The following is a 16,449-nucleotide window of genomic DNA, read 5'->3' as shown; positions in this document are numbered from 1 at the left end:
AGTCATCCGCTTTGCTTGTCGATTACTTTTCGATTTTGCTCGCAGCAGACATATCTAGTTCCATAATGATTATCGCCGCGCTGTTTGATCTCAATGTTATAGTACTGACCACTTACCTTCTCGCCGTCACCGGCATGGGAGTGTGGTTCGCCAGTAGACAGGGAAGTGCCGCAGACTTTGTTTCCGCGGGGGGAGCGCTCCCCGGTTGGGCCATTGGGTTGTCGATGTTCGGCTCCTATGTGAGCAGCATCTCGTTCGTGTTGGCCCCCGGAAAGGCTTACGCCTCGAACTGGAGTTCTTACGTTTTCACACTGGCGACTCCGATCGCCGCTGTTGTCGCGGTGCGATGGTTTGTACCGTTTTTTCGTCGAGCAGGTGCGATCTCCGCGTATGAGCATTTCGAACATCAGTTTGGGCCTTGGGCGCGAACGTATGCCGTGATCTGCTTTTTGCTCACCCAGATGGCACGGATGGGAGCAATCGTTTATCCCCTGGGCCTTGTTATTTCACCGGTAACAGGCTGGACGCTCACGCCGACGATCATTCTGATCGGGGTGCTGATGATGATTTGCACACTGGCTGGTGGCATTAAGGCGGCCGTTTGGATAGGTGTATTCCAAAGTTTTGTTCTCATCGCGGGTACCGTCACGTGTTTGCTGACTTTGATTTTTAAAACCCCGGGGGGACTTACTGCGATTTTGGAAGGGGGGGCCTCCTATGATAAATTCAGCCTCGGCAGCTTTTCCCCATCACTCGTTGAGCCCACATTTTGGGTGTTATTCGCTTATGGCCTTGTCATGAATCTGGGCAACTTCGCCACCGATCAAAGTTACGTGCAGCGGTACATTACCGCCATCGACGAAAAAGAAGCCAAGAAAAGTGTCTGGATTACGGCGATTCTCTATGTTCCTACGTCGGCAATTTTCTTTTTCGTCGGCACGGGTTTGTTTGTTTTCTATCGTGCTCAACCCGAGTTGCTGGGTGGTATCCAACAGGCCGATCACGTACTGCCTCATTTCATCGTCACCCAACTCCCCTACGGCATGGCAGGCCTAGTCGTTGCAGCAATCTTCGCGGCGTCCATGGACTCGAATCTCAGCAGCATGGCAACACTGACCCTTGAGGATCTTTACAAAAGATACTTTCGACCCGATGCGGGTGAACGCGAATCGCTGCTCGTGCTGCGTATCTCGACGGTGGTATGGGGCATCGCCGGCACGGCCGTAGGCCTGTGGATGATCCAGAAAGGCAGTGGACTCGACGTTTGGTGGGACTTAGCCGGCTTGTTTTCAGGAGGCGTGCTGGGATTGTTTCTCTTAGGAATGATCAGCCGCACGAGTGGACCCAAAGCCGGCTTTGTTGCCGTCGCGGCTGGTATGGTCGCAATCATTTGGATCACGATGCCAAAACTATGGCCCAACATGCCCGAAGCGATTCGCAGTCCTTTGAATACCAATCTGACCGTCGTCGTGGGGACGCTCACGATTTTTCTTGTGGGGCTGATTGTCACCGGGCTTTTGAATGCTATGGGAAAAAATTCTGCCCGTAGAACTTAGAAGGCAACTACAATTATCTAAATAGGCATTTGCAATCTTAAAATTCTACTATGAGAGACTTGTCGAGTAGCGAATTGTTCGACGATTCCGGGGTTGTACGAATCCCTTCACCACTGTGCTGCCGACGCGCGCAATCGTTGACGAGTTTTTGACTGCTGCCAATATCAAATAACTTCGAATTCCGTCGCCGAAGTCACTTAGATGGGTCTAAGTGTGTATCGCCAATCATGAAATTTTGGATCAATCGATTAGTCCGTTTGCGAATGAGCGAGCATCGAATTGATCGTGGACGAGGTAAACCTTGATGCGCTCGCCAACTGTCAGCTGATCCAGGTCGTGGTAAACCTTGATGCGACCGTGTCTCAGAATCAAGTCTTTGGTTGTGCCGTTCACCTCGCCGCAAGCCGGCATCGGACGCTCACCCCTTGCAAGGGTGTTGCCGTCACCATGCAGTCCATGTCTAGACATTGAAACAGCTCACAGTGGCATTGTCATCTGTCTGTCGAGGCAAGTACAATTCCCGCCGTGTCGCAACTTGGCTGCGGCGTTTGCATTGCTCCTCTGCGGCATGACTATGTTGTCTACAACTCTTACCCACCAAGAAACGGTAGTCGGACAACCGTTCCTCGGCGCACGAGAACGCATAAAGCCGACTCTTGCCATCGCTTTAGCTTTGATCTTCTCAACCATCTTGTTTGTCCCATGGCTAGGGATGCGTGATTTCTGGTTTCCGGATGAACCGGATGTCGCCGAACCTGCTATGACAATGTACCGCTCCGGAAACTGGATCACCCCAAAGCACAATGACGAGGCTTGGGCTGACTATCCTCCGCTGACCTACTGGCTCGGAGCTGCCTCGGCCCATGTTTTCGGCGGACCGTCGCCATTCGTTCTACGATTTCCAGTGGCGGTCATGGCACTCTTGCTCCTTGCGATGCTGGCCTTCCTTCCCCCGAAACAACCAGATGGATTTTCCTCTGCGAATCTCTGGGCAGTCGTGACGTTGGGTACGACACCCCTCTTTGTTTTTCAGTCCATTAATTACCATCCAGACATGGCATTCGCCCTATTCCAAACGGCGGGCCTCCTGCTCTACGGCGTATCATTTTCCACGGAACCGTTCCGGCAGCGCCCTTGGTGCTATCTCTTGCGCTGTGGGGCGTTCGCATGCTTTGGTCTGGCGGTCCTATCGAAAGGCCCCCTGGGACTTCTGCTGCCGGGCCTCATTCTGGCGATTTGGCTTGCCTCGATAGGGAACTGGAAGTCGATGTTGGCAATTGCCGGGTATAGCGTCATCTCGCTTGCCATATGCTTGCCATGGTATTTCGCGTTCGCTAAAGCCACGGGCGCAAAACACGTTTGGACCGAGCTGTATTTACAGAATTTCGCACGCTTTACAGCTGCTAGCCGCGGTCATGGTCAGCCGTGGTATTACTATTCCATTGGCATTTGGCTAGAAATGGCCCCCTGGGCACTTCTTCTGCCATCGGCTCTCTGGTCCGCCGCAAGAAACTCCTGGAAAGACCCCTTTACGCGCCTCGTCCTCCTGTGGTTTGGAATCACCTTCTTGTTTCTGAGTGTCGCCGCCACTAAGCGACAGGTCTATTTGCTGCCCGCTTACCCTGCTGCAGCAATCCTTATTGGTCGCTACTTACATACCCTGATCACAAGTCCGCCACTGCGGGTCTTCCAGGTCAGCCGAATCGTGCTCGGCGTCGTCGCCATCTCGGCTAGCTTCCCATTGATCGCGAGCGCACTATTCCCAGGGTTGCTTGACTACGCTCATCTTCCGGCACGAGCACACTCGGTCATTAGCGATCTTTGTTCGTCATTGCTCATCAGCGGCATTGGTACTTTTTTCCTGGGAGCATTTTTATTGAAAGATGCGAGGCAGGCTTATACGGCTCGCATTCCTCTCAGCACGGCAGGATATCTGGCCTTAATCTTCTTGACCCTTCAGATAGCAGTATTTCCTCGTCTGGACCAGGAACGTAGTTACCGCCCGGCGATGGAATACGTTCGATCCGTCTCCCCACGGGGGCGGATACTCTATTTTCTGCCAGGTGCTGAAATTAAACGTTGTGGGTTCCGCGTTGTCGACCCGCTGTTCAAAGTGCTGCCATCGTTCGACGACCCGCAACGGCTGGCAAAGGAGCTCAAAACACCGGGTGCCGTTGCCATAGCGAAAACGGACCAGGTCGGCCGGATCACACCCTTTCTCGACAGCCATCAGCAAGCGAGTCTGAAATTCAAAGAATTCCATCTAAGCAGCAAATCCTTCACGATCATCCATAACAATTCGATGGTGCCACGATGAATATCTCACCGAAGCTAGATCGCGTCGGCGAACCAGCGCGTGTCAGCGTTGTCCTGCCCACGTTCAATGAATCTGCCAATATCAAAACAATCATCGCTGCAATACACGCTGCCCTGGGCGGCACGCGGCACTATGAGATCATTGTAGTCGATGACGATTCGCCCGATGGGACGTGGCAGTTGGTCGATGAGATATCGTCAAAGGACCGACGGGTTCAGTGCGTTCGCCGAATCGACAAGAAGGGGCTTGCCAGCGCTATCATCGACGGCTTGTCGCTCGGCAAGGGCGATGCCCTTGTGGTGATGGATGCGGATTTGCAGCATGATCCCTCATTGCTACCAGCAATGATCGCTTCGCTAGACAACAGCGATATCACCATAGCCAGCCGATATGTCGAGGGAGGCACAACCGGTTCGTGGGGAGGTATTCGTCTGTGGGGGTCCCGAACAGTAACCATGCTTAGCCGCCACATTCTGGGTATAGAAGCAACCGACCCACTGAGCGGATTCTTTGCCATCAGGCGCGAACTATTCCAGGCTATGGCGGCAGACCTTCGCCCCAGAGGTTTCAAAGCCCTCCTCGATATCCTTGTCCATTCACCCGGTGCAATCGTCCACGAAATACCGCTTCGCTTCGGGGAGCGACACGGCGGCAAATCAAAGCTCGGTATCAGCACGGTGTTCGATCTCTGTTGCTCACTGATCGAACTGCGGACGGGGCATATCCTGCGGTAACAACCTGTAGGGAACGCCCTGTTAGGGTGGTTAATCGCCGCCGCCAACCTACCTTCGAGCAGAAATCGACGACGAATATCAGCTGGAGAGTTCTTGTCCTTAATGACTTTTAAGGCAAGTCGACGACCACTTGTCAGATGCAGAGCCTCGTAGACCGCACCCATTCCGCCTTTGCCCAGCAACTGACCAATTCGGTAGGTACCTAGTTGCGACCCGGGAGCTAGAACGCTCGAATCACTGCTCTGGGGCTGTGGGTGGAATGAAATCGTGTTCTCGAGATCGCAACAGAGGGACTCGAGTTCGGCGTCGAGTTCTGGATTGGCGTCACGTATAGTCTTTCCGGAATTTGCATCGCCCCAAGCCTGCAGAAACTCCGCTGTAATCTCGACCAACCTTGCAAGCACTACCTGTCTTGCGTCGGCAGAGAAACGGTTCACGTAGGGACTGAGCCGAGGGACGCCACTTCTTCTTAGCGAAAATCGAAACTCATCGCAGACTGCATCGATTTGGGCTGCAACATCAGGGGGGCATTTGCCAGCGCAGCATCAAGCCCGTGGTGGCCAACACAACGAGCCCAACGTATGCGATGGCATCAAGAATCGCATTCAATCCGGTTCGAGTCATGCGATTTCTCCTTGTTCTTGGCGAAACCGGCGACGGCGGCGGTTCGCAGCGCGAACTCAAGACCCACGGGCATCGCCGTGAATGGTCGTCGGCATTGGGTATCGGGACGGCAATCTCTTTACTCTTTGCTGGTCTCCGATGAGGGAACTGGTTTTACTTTCGCGGCCGGAGGCACCGCGTGATTACGATGGGCCTCTTCAAACCCGTGTGCTACAAACTGGCTAACAACATCAGCGTGGGCCTGGATGAGGGCGACGACAAGTGGATCGTCAGAGGTTTCTTTAACGCGAACGCCCTTATCTGTTGCTTCCACCGTCATTTTGATGCTCGCATGCCTCTGGAAGATAGCTGCAAATAAGTCGTCCCAATACCGAAGTCCCCGACCTTCCTGGACACGTTTGTGCATCGCGGCTACATGCTCCTGAAGTTTCTTAGTGACCTCGGGGCGATCAGATTCCGTGACCGTTTCAACCCCCTTGTCCGTCCGCGTGACCGCACGCCGAATATCTTTATGGTGTGCGAGCAAGTAATGAAAAACGTCTTGATCGGCTCGCATTGCTGACCCGGGACCGCGACCTCTACCAGACCCCGGTCCTCGCCCTCGCCCCATTCCCCATGGCGGACCTTGTGCCCGCGCTGGATCGTTCGAGATACTTTTTTGGAACACCACAAAGTAGTTCTCCCGAAGCAAATCAGGCTCTTCGCTTACCTTTGCAAAGCCTGATTCGCTGATCTCGGCTTCAAAAACTTCCTGTCCAGCGCGAACATGGTTTAACACCCAGTCGGTACTCGTCCCAGGAATGCGGCGAAAGTCGACTAGCACTACCCTGCCACCGGGCTTGAGTGCCCGCTGGATCGATGCCATCGTCTTCAAGGGAAATTCGAAGTGATGATAGGTGTCACAAATAAAAGCGATGTCCACAGACTGGGGTGGCAATCCCGTGGAGTCGTCCTTTGCGAGCTGCGTTTCCACATTTCGCTGGCCCGCTTCACGGCTGGTCGCCTTGATGTGATCGAGAAACTTCTGCGAAATGTCTACAGCGATGACGCGACCATCTTTCCCCACGGCTTCGGAGAATAGCCGAGTAAACAGACCCGTCCCGGCGCCGATGTCGGCGACCGTTAGTCCGGGCTTGATCTGACAGGCCGCCACGATCTCATGGCGACGGGCGAACAACTCTCGGCTCTCGAGCTCGAAGCGACCAATGAATTCCTGCACGTCAGGGTCGCGAAATGAATCATTGATTCCCGGTTTGACGCTGGTTGCCTGCGACCAGACGTCCGAGTCTGCAAATGCGGCGCAGATAACGATGACGAAGGTCAGGATGATGCGAGTCATGGATCTCATTCCTTTCGGGGATGAAGGCAGTATGCGGTTCTGATGATACGAAGGAGCATCGTTAAGCCCGGCCTTTCAGCATGCCGTGCCAGTAGAGGAACGGTAGCAGAAATCGTTTGAGCAACCACATACTCCACCGCTCCTTCGATTGATCGAACGGAAACGTCTCCGTTGGAATCTTGTCGTAGCCAAACTCTGCCAAGATAAGTGAACCATAGCCCGTAACGATTGGACACGATGTGTAGCCGTTGTAGCTTTTCGGTAAGAGCAATCCACTTATTGCTGCTTTAAGATTCACGACCAGTACTGGTGCTTGCTTGCGAATCGCGGCCGCCGTTTTGGAAGTGGGCAAGCTACTGCAGTCGCCGATGCCAAAGATATTCCTGAAATGTTTGTGCTGCAGCGTCTCGCGGTCGACATCGACCCAGCCATCCTGATCAGCAAGTGGACTGTTTGCAATAAAGGTTGGCGCGCTCATCGGTGGTGCGACATGGAGCATGTCGTAGGCAATGACAACTGTCTCACCAGTATCGACTCGATTGAAGACCGCCTCCTTCTTGTCGGGGCGAATTTCGATTAGCTCGTGCTGATAGCGGCAGTCAATCTGCTTGCGTTCAACGACCTTTTCTAGCGAGATCCGATATTTATCGACGGCAAAAATTGTCGGGTTGGCGATCGCAAAAATTACGTTGGATTTGTCACGCACGCCGGACTGGCGGAAGTAATCATCCGCCAAATACATGATCTTCTGCGGCGCTCCGCCGCATTTGACGGCGCCGCTGGGATGCGTGAACAGCGCGGTTCCGCCACGAAAGTTGCGAATATTCTTCCAGGTCGAATCAACAGTTTGATACGAGTAGTTGCTGCAGACGCCGTCCTTGCCGACGGACTCCTTGAGGCCGGGGATCTTGTTCCAGTTAAGCTGGATACCCGCTGCGACTACGAGCCAGTCGTATGTGATCTTGGAACCGTTGGAAGTCAGGACATAGTTTTCATCAGGGTGAAACTCAGTCACGGCATCCCGAATCCATTTCGCGCTGCGTGGCATCACGGACGCCTCCGTACGCCGCGTCGCCTCTTTGCTGACTACGCCGCCCCCGACAAGTGTCCACAAAGGCTGGTAGTAATGCTTGTCAGAAGGTTCGATCACGGCAACGTCGCATTTGTTAAACCACCCTTTTGTTAGTTGTGCCGCGACGGTTAGGCCAGCCGCTCCACCGCCAACAATCACGATTTGATGGTGTCGAGTTTGTGACATGTTGGCAGCTCCTAGATTGGAAAGGTTGTTCGACCGATGACAAAAATCGCAACCAGGGCTATCGCGATCGCAAACACACGCTGAAGCGAAGCTCCTGAAAGATATCGACTCGCCCAAATTCCTCCGAACATGCCGAGAATGCCCCCGACAAGGAACAACGATGTGACTTCCCAAGAAATATCACGCCCGGCCCAGAGGTGCGATGTGACACCCGAGATGCTGACAAAGGTAATCACTAGCAGAGAAGTTCCCACGGCGCGATGGATCGGCATCCCGCTGAAAAGGACAAGGGCCGGCACAATGACGAAGCCGCCTCCAACGCCAAATAAACCCGACAAGACCCCGGTTAATACACCGACGATGATTAGCAGTAATGCACAGGGAGAAGACAAACGAAGAACGCCTTCGGAATCTCGACGGCACGTGGGGCCTTCAGTTTCATCGTCCTGAACGCATATGACTTTGACGACGGATTGATCCGCTTTAAACCACATCCGAACAGCCAAGAGCAACATTAAAATAGCGAACATCGTGAGGAGCAGCTTCTCTGAAATCTGCGCCGATAGCCAGGAGCCAAGCGGCGCACCTAACATACCGGCTGCGGCAAACAGCAATCCGGTCTGTAATTCGACCTGCTTAGCCTTCCAACGGCCCGCCAAGCCAATGGCAGATGTTGCTCCCACTGCAGCTAATGATATTCCAACGGCCTCACGTGGATCGACTCCCAGCCCGTAAACTAAAAGAGGTATCGCAAACAGGGCTCCACCCCCGCCTGTGAGTCCCAGCGAAAAGCCGACGATCGCGCCAAAGACCACGGTTAAGAATGCCATGCGAAAAACTCCAACTCATATGCGAAATGACGAGAGGAGTTTGTCTTGGCTAAACGCTGAATCAGGTAGATTGGTGGCCCGAGATCGATGTTGTCGCATAAGATTAATTTCTTCTTGAGCCACTAAGCTTTGTAAAGTAGACAGGCTCCCAATTCCCCGGAACAAATGCATCGAGTTCTAGCGAGTTGGCAGGCTTGATCACGAATTAACCTTCTGGGTTTCACTTTTTGTTTCTAATCCCGCATTGACCCAAGCTCGATATCCCCCTTCCATGTTGATAACGTCGAAGCCCTCTTTTTGAAGAAGGCTTGCCGCGATCGCCGAGCGCCCACCGCCAAGACATTGAGCCACAAGGGTTCGATCCCTTGGAAGTTCATCGAGGTCTCGAAACAAGGTCCCTAAAAAGTGATTTTGAGCGTTGGGGATATGGCCCGCGCGATACTCTGTTGCCGCCCGCACATCAACCAAGGCGACCTCTCCAGCAGCAATCCGGCTTTGCAATTCCTTGGGGGCAACAGAAACATAGGATTGTGTTCGCAGGCACTGGTTCCGCACCTTCTCTGGATCGAAGTAACCGGCAATCTGATCGATCCCAATCGATCGCAATCCCCGCAATACGGTGGGCAGAGAGTCTTGCTCGGTAATCAGATAAAGCGGCTGTTTGTAATCCACAAAGAAACCAGCCCATTGAACTAGGCTGGATGCGGGAATATTGATCGTGCCTGGAACGTGCGCCGATTCAAATTCTGCACTCGCGATTGTATCGATGACTAAATATTCGGCTGCGGTCACGGCCAAGAGCTTGGCGTCTATCTCGGAAACCGGCGAAAGATTCTTAAGCAGTTCGGGTCCAAGTTTATTCACCCGTTTCATGACGGCAAAATAAAACGGTGTCTCAGGTTGGTCGGTCAAAATATAGTCGACAAACTGCTCTTCATCGTCGTATTGAAGGGCCGGATTAAACAGTCTTTCGTATCCGACTGTACTCGAAGGAACCGCCCCCAGGCCTTTGCCACAAGCGCTCCCCGCACCATGCGCGGGCCAAATTTGCAAATGGTCGGGAAGTTGTAAGAAATTCCGCATGGAATGATAAAGCTGTCGAGCTCCGATTTCCGCGCTACCCGTAATACCCGCCGCTGTTTCCAGCAAGTCAGGCCGGCCAATCGAACCGACGAACACGAAATCACCCGTAAAAATTCCCATGGGTTCATTGGCCCCTCCCCCCACGTCGGTGAGCAAAAACGAAATACTCTCTGGTGTGTGTCCAGGAGTATGCACCACCGATAGCTTGACATTGCCAACAAAGAATTCGTCACCATCTTTCAAAAGCTCGGCGTGATTCTGTTCTGCAAAAGCATACTTCCAGTCAGTTGGCCCTTCGTCAGACAGGTAAAGCTTGGCTCCAACCCGATCAGCAAGTTCACGAGAACCCGAGACAAAATCCGCATGGATATGAGTTTCGGTTGAGGCGACAACTTGGAGGCCCTCCAATTTGGCGGCTTGCAAGTATTGCTCAACGTCTCGACCCGGGTCGATGACAATTGCTTCTCCGGTCTTTTGACATCCTACGAGATACGAAGCATGAGCCAGTGATTTGTCGTAAAAGTACTTTAGTAACATAGGAACGCACTCCTTAGGGGCCCAGTCAGCTGCTGGGCCAATGGTTAGTTCAACAGCAACGAGTTACCTGGCATGATGTTGTTTTCGACGAGGAGTCTGGCTTGCTACGTACTTGATTCCAAGGCATTTTCGCTAAGATCATTCCCATGCCGCAGGTGTCGGTGATTCCTGCAAATGTCAGCCCAGCACCGACAAACGCAGCGAGACCGATCCACGCAGGGTGTACGAAGTAGCCCAATGCAGCACCAGTGACGACCATCAGCCCAGCAGCGATGCGGACCTGTCGTTCAAGCGACATGACCTTCTGTCCCCGCACCACCGGCAGCCCGGCTTGATCCCAAGATTGCGTGCCTCCCTCAACATTGACCACGTTCGTGTAGCCCTTTGCATGCAGCTTCTCACAAGCCTGCTTGCCGCGAGCCCCCGAGCGACAAATCACATAGAGAGGCGGTCCTTGTTCGTTTCGACCGGCCGTCAGGGTCGCTGAGTGGAGCTGATCGAGGGGTATGTTGCGCGCGAAATCGACATGAACTTCGCGAAACTCTACGGGCGTACGGACATCAATTAGCTCTGCTTGCTGTCCGGATTGCACTAGATCATGCAGTTGCTGAGGGGAAATCGTCGTGACGCTCATGTCTTGCTCCTCAAAATGATTTTCTTAAGAACTTCTATTTGTAGTTATGTCGATACAGTACGATATTTATTGCGAAAAAAAGGTGGGCCCTTAACTTGCAACCTGAGCGACCCCAAACCGATCCTCAATGCATTTGAGGATGCTACTCAAATGAGGCTCGGCGACTCGGTAGAACACCTTACGTCCCTCCTTTTCACTTGTAAGAAACCCGCAGCGCTGCATTAATCGCAAGTGCTCGGAAGCCATGGGGCTAGGTAAATTACACGCCTCCGCCAATTCACCAACCGTATACTCACCCTGGAGCAACATCTGTACCATCCGCAGGCGATGAGGATGTGCAAGCGCGCGGAGGCATTCAGCGGCCTGAGCCATGGAATCTAAATCAGTCAGTCGCAGTTTCACGGCCATATTTTGTTTGTGCCCTATATGCTAATATATCGCAACATTGCGACATGTCAATACTGCCCCCTTCGACAATTCTCAGATTTTTTCGTACTGGAGACTTTGGCAGAATTTTCTTTAAAAATGCAGGAGGCCGAAAGTCGGCCGACATCTCTATCTCGACTTGTAGGAAGCTTGTTGGGCCACTTCAAAGTCCTGAAAAATCGGCTTGATTCGCTTCATAAATTCCTTGGGCTCGACAAAGCCTTCGATCTGACACATGAGTTGCCGATCTGGTGAAATCACCAGCGTGGTAGGGTATCCACGCACACCCAGCTTCTGCGCTAACTCTGGGAATGTTGTCGCGTTAAAAGCATATGGTTCCGCATGGTCTGCAATCACTCTTGCTACCTGCGGCTGAGCAAGCGTCTCGCGCAGCATTTTCTTACAGTAGCGACAATTGTCGGAAGTCACATACAAGAAAATCGGGCACTGATTGACCTGGGCCGCTTCCCACGCTTGCTGGAATGTTGGATGGCGAAACAGCGGGTGATGTAAATTGGGATCCTCGGCAGGCTGCGTGGCCGCCTGTTGAGAATGACTCGAGTTGGTTTGGCCGTGAACAGGTACTGCTGATATCACAAATAGCATTGAAATCATCAGACTGACTCGCATCGATAAGTCCTTATCTTAGTGACGGTAGCCGAATCACGGTGTTTGTATGGACTACCAAAACACAGGACGGCTTAGAGTTAAATATGTCGTCACATAACGACCTATCGATCAGTAATTTGCATCGGATTCTTTGCTGTCTCTATCGATACGAGCCCACAGTGTTAAGCACTGCCGATCTGGCAGCGGCGTCGAACTGCGCTGAACAGCTGAGAATACAAATCCCAGTCGAGTGCCCTCACGCCAGTTGAGAAGATGGGATAGGCCCGCTACCTCAGCAACTTGAAGGATTCAATCACTGCGGTGGCTTGCTCGGACTTCGTGAACTCGGGCATGCCCACAATCAGGATTTGGTAGAGCCGAGTTCCCACCATATAAAAGCGGCAACGGGCCTCTCCCTTTGCCTGTGGGATCGTCACGCGGAAGTCCAAGCCAGGATGCGTCTTGTCGAGTTGCACTTCTTTGATATGGAGCAACTTACCGCCAAACACTTCGAGCAGTCGATCACGGCCCGATTCCAAGGCGGCCGTCAGTTGCTTCGGCGTGCTCCCTGCGAGATTGGGATTGTCCTGGTACGAGACGATGAACGCCCCTTGCTCAGCTCCAACTGTGAATTGATGCTGCGTCTCTTTGGCATTGCCGACTTTAGTGGTTTCGTGCGCCGGTTTCCCCGGCAGCTCGATGCTGAATCCACCTTCTGCCGACTGAAAGCCGATCAAACCACTTTCCGATTTTTGCCCCTCGGCGACTGACGTGCACGTGATGAGCAGCGCGAACGACCAAGTAACGATCGACAACGAGAGGAGCTTGGACATGCTGAAGCTTTCATTTTAGTAATAAACGAGAACCGCATTTCGGTCCTCTTTGATAGTATCGTCGGCCCTCCCGCGGCATCCGTCTGACTCAACTCGCCCGAAACCTTACAAGTTGTTAAGCCACCGCGAGTTAGCGATCTTTAATAAAAATGGGATCGTAATGGAAAATAAATCGCACGCATCACACGATAAGTAGGACTAATAACACCTTATTTCGTGGCACTTGGAGGTTACCAAGACGGCCTCATTAAAGCTTATCTCCTTTGCCTAACCAGCATTCTGCCAGTGAACGGGTGTATCGAAACTTCATTAAAAAAGAGTAAGAAAAGCAGTTTGCGTCGATTGGCGTATATGCTTATGCCGAAGATGACAATTAAACCGGTTAGTGGGGATTTAGCGTTGCGCACGATGGTAACGAATCGCCACGAAGCTTCCGCAAGTGACATTGAGAAAACATTGAGGCGTCTGTCCAAAAAGCAATGGATCGAAAAATAGGCGGGATTCACAGCATTCGGCACTATTGCTTGTTGGGCGAGGAATGAGAACAGAGATTTCATGTATGGCACTCCCTAAATGACGCCCCAAATGGGGGACGACCCACCCTTAGTTTTCGGCCAGCGATCCAACACGGAGTAAACACACCTAACCCCTACAACGCTGGTCCACCCCGTTTTGTCACAGCTATCACGGCACGAGTTCGTGGTAGCCGCCAGCCACCGGAGTGTGCTGTGCCTGTGGTTTGTGGCTACATTCGCAGCACACCCCAACTCACCAAGTTGGTATGGTGGCGACTCTTCAGATCGCTGCGTAGGATGCACTCAATGAAATATCATGAAATATCAAGTGTGTTTGCGCTAGCTTACCTGACTGCATTTTCGCTTCTGGGTACCGCCCTCGCTGATGTTCCAGTAGTCTCACAATCAGTGCCGTTTGCAGGACGGGACAGTAAAACACTTCCTGAGGAAACGCCGGTCGTCGCTACGCCGAGCCTTGGTGAAGGCTTCGTGCTGCCCGTGGGCAACTACTTCCAAACAGCCAGCGGAGACAGCAGCGCGGCGAAGCCGAAGTATCCTGTAATAACCATCTCCGGCTTCGCGCAGATTGATGGCATCTGGTTTTCACAGGACTCCGCCAACCAAGCCGTTGTGGGTGATGCCCAGGATGTGGCCGGCTTCCGCCGCTCGCGTCTCGGTGCCAAGGGCAACCTCGCTGACAACGTAACCTATAAAATGGAATACGATTTCAGCTTTCCCGGGCGGCCCAACTTTACAGACGTATGGGTTGACACCGCCGATATCCCCGTGCTTGGACACGTCAAAGTCGGTCAGTGGAAGCAGCCATTCAGCATGGAGCCCGCGACCAGTATCCGTGAAATTATGTTCATGGAACGGTCACTAGCCTTTGCACTTGTCCCGTTCCGACAGCAAGGCATTGGCTTTTATGACACGGCGCTCGACGAAAGCATTACGTTGGCGTGGTCGGGTTACCGGTTTCCATCCGACGTGTTCGGTAACGTGGCCGGCGACCGGGGCTACGGTATGGCGATGCGATCGACGGCCATTCTATGGGGTGACGGCGACGGCAATGTGATCCACGTCGGTGGCGGCTACACTTACAATAATCCATCGACGGGCACACTGCGAATTCGTTCGACGCCGGAAGTGGGTTTCACACAACTCGACTTCAATAACGCGACGAACTTCCCAATTCCTTTCTTCGTCGACACCGGCGTCCTGCCGACGGCCAATTATCAAGTCATTGGCGGTGAGTTTGCGGCGGGGCTCGGCTCGATGGTGTTTCAATCGGAACTCATGTTAGGTATGCTCGATCAGCAGGGCAGCAGCTTTCTACACCTTCCCGCCGGCTATGCCCAGTTGGGATACGTCGTGACTGGCGAACGGCGCATGTACGACAAAAAAGCGGGTGCCTTTACCCGCGTGGTGCCTGACGTAAACTTTGGCAAAGGCGGATCCGGCGCCATCGAAGTTTGCGGCCGGTACTCGACACTCGACCTGAACGACGCCAACGTAGCTGGTGGACGCCTGCAGGACTTCACCTTCGGCATCAACTGGTACCTCAACAAGTACACACGGGTAGATTTTAACTTCATCCATCCGATCTTGGATCGGCCAATCGGCAATAATACGAATGCTGACGTCTTCGGCACCAGGGCGCAGTTCGACTTTTAGGAGTTTATCGCCGACGCAGGCGCCGTCAGGGGTGATGTTGGGGAAAAAGCCTAGTCGTCCGGCCAACGATGTCCATAGAAATCCTAAGGCTTGAGTGGTATATGCACCGTCATGGTCGTTCCATGTCCCTCAGCACTTTGACAACTAATCGTTCCGCCATGGGCTTCAACAATCGTTTTGCAAATCGAGAGGCCCAAGCCAGTCCCTTTTTTTCCGTCACGACTGCGTGAGCGGTCGACGCGAAAGAAGCGGTCGAACAGTAGCGGAATATCTTTGGCGGGAATTCCTGCGCCGGTATCAACTACCGAGAGCACTGCGACTTGATCCACGGAATTCAACGCCATTCGCACGACGACTTGGGAATTAGGCCGGGAGTACTTGATCGCATTGTCAAGCAAATTGTTGAGCAATTGTCGCAAATGGGGCTTGTTGCCCAAGACAAAAATACCACGCGCAATCTCTGCTCTTAACTGAACTTCGTTCGCTTCGGCCACTCCACTAAACATATCAGCGGATTTTGCCGCGACTTCGCTCAAATTGACTTCCGCAGGTTCGCCCACGTGAGGCGGAGCAGCAGCTTCCGACATCAACAAAAGTTGATTGACAAGAACTTCGAGTGATTCCCCTTCTTCCATCACGTCTTCGAGCAAACGTCGGTATTCATCGGGAGAGCGGTGTTTGGTGAGCGCGACCTCAATTGAACTATGAATCGCGGCAAGCGGCGTGCGCAGCTCGTGAGCGGCATCAGCCAGGAAGTCGCGCTTTTGGGAAATGTAAAGGGCGATGCGGTCGAGCAGCTTATTGATGGTGAGCGCTAAGCGATCAAATTCATCGTTCGTTCCACGAATGGGCAAGCGTTCATCGAGGGCCGCGGGTTTCAAGCGTTCGGCTGTTTCGGACATTTCTTGAACATCTTTGGTGGCACGACCGGCAAGCAGGTATCCAAAGAGAGGTGACAGCAACAGGATGGAAGTCCCCGAGGCGACGACGATTCTGTCAACTCGGGAAATTTCCTCTTCAAGATTATCGAGTGTGGCTCCAACGTAAATTTTGGTAACGTGATGAGCATTGGGCTTCACCGTTTGGCACAACAGCCGAGTCTGATTGATTGTCCGTCGCGAGCGTGTGGAAAAATCGGCAAAGTCGGGCAGTTGACTGGGTGGTTCAGCGCTTTGCCAGAGTGTTTTTCCTTGGTCGTCGATCAGGCTGACAAACCAGTCATGTTCTTTATGTCCAAAGGCTTTCCGGCGGAGCTCGTCCGTGAGTTGCAAGAACTGTGATTCAGGTAATTCCTTCAGAGCGAGCTCGATCTCGCGAGCATCTTCGGTCAGCAAGTCGTCGGTTTCTTGGAGCATCGTCCACGAGACGCCCTGGCGCACGGCCAAGAGCGCCGCCAGCGCAATCCCATCCACACCGAAGGTATTCCACATCGCGATACGGAAGCGGGCGGTGTGTAAAAAGTTGGACATGCTGGGCAGCT

General features: G+C 53.1%; 15 protein-coding genes. 5 read left to right on the top strand and 10 right to left on the bottom strand.

All coding sequences use genetic code 11. From position 1 onward, the window contains the following. The first annotated feature begins 65 nt into the window (after positions 1 to 65). On the top strand, positions 66 to 1,556 hold the full coding sequence (locus tag SH678x_RS19330; RefSeq protein WP_496920095.1) for a sodium:solute symporter family protein: 1,491 nt from the start codon (positions 66 to 68) through the stop codon (positions 1,554 to 1,556). Positions 1,557 to 1,796: 240 nt separating this feature from the next. On the opposite strand, the gene SH678x_RS19325 is transcribed toward SH678x_RS19330, so the two are convergent. After that, positions 1,797 to 2,024 carry a hypothetical protein gene (locus SH678x_RS19325; protein WP_496920094.1) on the bottom strand — a complete coding sequence of 76 codons (228 nt, stop codon included), beginning with the start codon at positions 2,022 to 2,024 and terminating at the stop codon, positions 1,797 to 1,799. A 106-nt stretch (positions 2,025 to 2,130) separates the two neighbouring features. On the opposite strand from SH678x_RS19325, the gene SH678x_RS19320 reads away from it, so the two are divergent. The 3 genes from SH678x_RS19320 (at position 2,131) to SH678x_RS19310 (ending at position 5,373) form a co-directional block, all read left to right on the top strand. Continuing rightward, the gene (locus tag SH678x_RS19320; protein WP_496920093.1) at positions 2,131 to 3,873 is read left to right on the top strand and encodes an ArnT family glycosyltransferase; all 1,743 of its coding nucleotides are present in this window, start codon (positions 2,131 to 2,133) and stop codon (positions 3,871 to 3,873) included. Continuing rightward, on the top strand, positions 3,870 to 4,607 hold the full coding sequence (locus tag SH678x_RS19315; protein WP_496920092.1) for a polyprenol monophosphomannose synthase: 738 nt from the start codon (positions 3,870 to 3,872) through the stop codon (positions 4,605 to 4,607). Before SH678x_RS19320 ends, SH678x_RS19315 begins: the two co-directional genes overlap by 4 nt. Before the next feature lie 622 nt (positions 4,608 to 5,229). Continuing rightward, complete coding sequence (locus SH678x_RS19310; protein WP_496920091.1) at positions 5,230 to 5,373, top strand: hypothetical protein; 144 nt, start codon at positions 5,230 to 5,232, stop codon at positions 5,371 to 5,373. Here the strand turns inward: SH678x_RS19310 and SH678x_RS19305 are convergent. The 8 genes from SH678x_RS19305 to SH678x_RS19270 form a co-directional block, all read right to left on the bottom strand. Continuing rightward, a complete protein-coding gene (locus SH678x_RS19305) occupies positions 5,350 to 6,570 on the bottom strand; it encodes a class I SAM-dependent methyltransferase (RefSeq protein ID WP_496920090.1) in 1,221 nt (406 codons plus the stop codon). The genes SH678x_RS19310 and SH678x_RS19305 overlap by 24 nt on opposite strands. A gap of 61 nt (positions 6,571 to 6,631) precedes the next feature. Then, entirely contained in the window at positions 6,632 to 7,828 is a 1,197-nt protein-coding gene (locus tag SH678x_RS19300) for an NAD(P)/FAD-dependent oxidoreductase (protein ID WP_496920089.1), read from the bottom strand. 11 nt (positions 7,829 to 7,839) lie between these two features. After that, positions 7,840 to 8,658 carry a sulfite exporter TauE/SafE family protein gene (locus SH678x_RS19295; protein WP_496920088.1) on the bottom strand — a complete coding sequence of 273 codons (819 nt, stop codon included), beginning with the start codon at positions 8,656 to 8,658 and terminating at the stop codon, positions 7,840 to 7,842. Positions 8,659 to 8,856: 198 nt separating this feature from the next. Continuing rightward, positions 8,857 to 10,278 (bottom strand): MBL fold metallo-hydrolase, encoded by a 1,422-nt coding sequence (locus tag SH678x_RS19290; RefSeq protein ID WP_496920087.1) that lies wholly within the window; start codon positions 10,276 to 10,278, stop codon positions 8,857 to 8,859. A 49-nt stretch (positions 10,279 to 10,327) separates the two neighbouring features. Further along, entirely contained in the window at positions 10,328 to 10,912 is a 585-nt protein-coding gene (locus SH678x_RS19285; RefSeq protein ID WP_496920086.1) for a rhodanese-like domain-containing protein, read from the bottom strand. Positions 10,913 to 11,002: 90 nt separating this feature from the next. Beyond that, a complete protein-coding gene (locus tag SH678x_RS19280; protein ID WP_496920085.1) occupies positions 11,003 to 11,284 on the bottom strand; it encodes an ArsR/SmtB family transcription factor in 282 nt (93 codons plus the stop codon). Between the two features lie 183 nt (positions 11,285 to 11,467). Further along, on the bottom strand, positions 11,468 to 11,953 hold the full coding sequence (locus SH678x_RS19275; RefSeq protein WP_496920084.1) for a thioredoxin family protein: 486 nt from the start codon (positions 11,951 to 11,953) through the stop codon (positions 11,468 to 11,470). Between the two features lie 281 nt (positions 11,954 to 12,234). Continuing rightward, complete coding sequence (locus SH678x_RS19270) at positions 12,235 to 12,780, bottom strand: hypothetical protein (RefSeq protein ID WP_496920083.1); 546 nt, start codon at positions 12,778 to 12,780, stop codon at positions 12,235 to 12,237. A gap of 821 nt (positions 12,781 to 13,601) precedes the next feature. On the opposite strand from SH678x_RS19270, the gene SH678x_RS19265 reads away from it, so the two are divergent. Then, on the top strand, positions 13,602 to 14,969 hold the full coding sequence (locus SH678x_RS19265; RefSeq protein ID WP_496920082.1) for an OprO/OprP family phosphate-selective porin: 1,368 nt from the start codon (positions 13,602 to 13,604) through the stop codon (positions 14,967 to 14,969). Between the two features lie 83 nt (positions 14,970 to 15,052). On the opposite strand, the gene SH678x_RS19260 is transcribed toward SH678x_RS19265, so the two are convergent. Then, entirely contained in the window at positions 15,053 to 16,438 is a 1,386-nt protein-coding gene (locus tag SH678x_RS19260; protein WP_496920081.1) for a sensor histidine kinase, read from the bottom strand. Between the last annotated feature and the right edge of the window lie 11 nt (positions 16,439 to 16,449).

This window comes from Bythopirellula superficialaquae (genome assembly GCF_059632245.1).
The sequence above is the reverse complement of the archived record's forward strand: the minus strand, read 5'-3'. Positions and strand labels throughout refer to the sequence as shown.

Coding starts and splice junctions, on each gene's coding strand:
- SH678x_RS19270 (WP_496920083.1), bottom strand. CDS start 12,780: ATGTCCAAGCTCCTCTCGTTGTCGATCGTTACTTGGTCGTTCGCGCTG.
- SH678x_RS19330 (WP_496920095.1), top strand. CDS start 66: ATGATTATCGCCGCGCTGTTTGATCTCAATGTTATAGTACTGACCACT.
- SH678x_RS19320 (WP_496920093.1), top strand. CDS start 2,131: ATGTTGTCTACAACTCTTACCCACCAAGAAACGGTAGTCGGACAACCG.
- SH678x_RS19310 (WP_496920091.1), top strand. CDS start 5,230: ATGCGATTTCTCCTTGTTCTTGGCGAAACCGGCGACGGCGGCGGTTCG.
- SH678x_RS19325 (WP_496920094.1), bottom strand. CDS start 2,024: ATGTCTAGACATGGACTGCATGGTGACGGCAACACCCTTGCAAGGGGT.
- SH678x_RS19315 (WP_496920092.1), top strand. CDS start 3,870: ATGAATATCTCACCGAAGCTAGATCGCGTCGGCGAACCAGCGCGTGTC.
- SH678x_RS19295 (WP_496920088.1), bottom strand. CDS start 8,658: ATGGCATTCTTAACCGTGGTCTTTGGCGCGATCGTCGGCTTTTCGCTG.
- SH678x_RS19265 (WP_496920082.1), top strand. CDS start 13,602: ATGAAATATCATGAAATATCAAGTGTGTTTGCGCTAGCTTACCTGACT.
- SH678x_RS19300 (WP_496920089.1), bottom strand. CDS start 7,828: ATGTCACAAACTCGACACCATCAAATCGTGATTGTTGGCGGTGGAGCG.
- SH678x_RS19280 (WP_496920085.1), bottom strand. CDS start 11,284: ATGGCTCAGGCCGCTGAATGCCTCCGCGCGCTTGCACATCCTCATCGC.
- SH678x_RS19285 (WP_496920086.1), bottom strand. CDS start 10,912: ATGAGCGTCACGACGATTTCCCCTCAGCAACTGCATGATCTAGTGCAA.
- SH678x_RS19275 (WP_496920084.1), bottom strand. CDS start 11,953: ATGATTTCAATGCTATTTGTGATATCAGCAGTACCTGTTCACGGCCAA.
- SH678x_RS19290 (WP_496920087.1), bottom strand. CDS start 10,278: ATGTTACTAAAGTACTTTTACGACAAATCACTGGCTCATGCTTCGTAT.
- SH678x_RS19260 (WP_496920081.1), bottom strand. CDS start 16,438: ATGTCCAACTTTTTACACACCGCCCGCTTCCGTATCGCGATGTGGAAT.
- SH678x_RS19305 (WP_496920090.1), bottom strand. CDS start 6,570: ATGACTCGCATCATCCTGACCTTCGTCATCGTTATCTGCGCCGCATTT.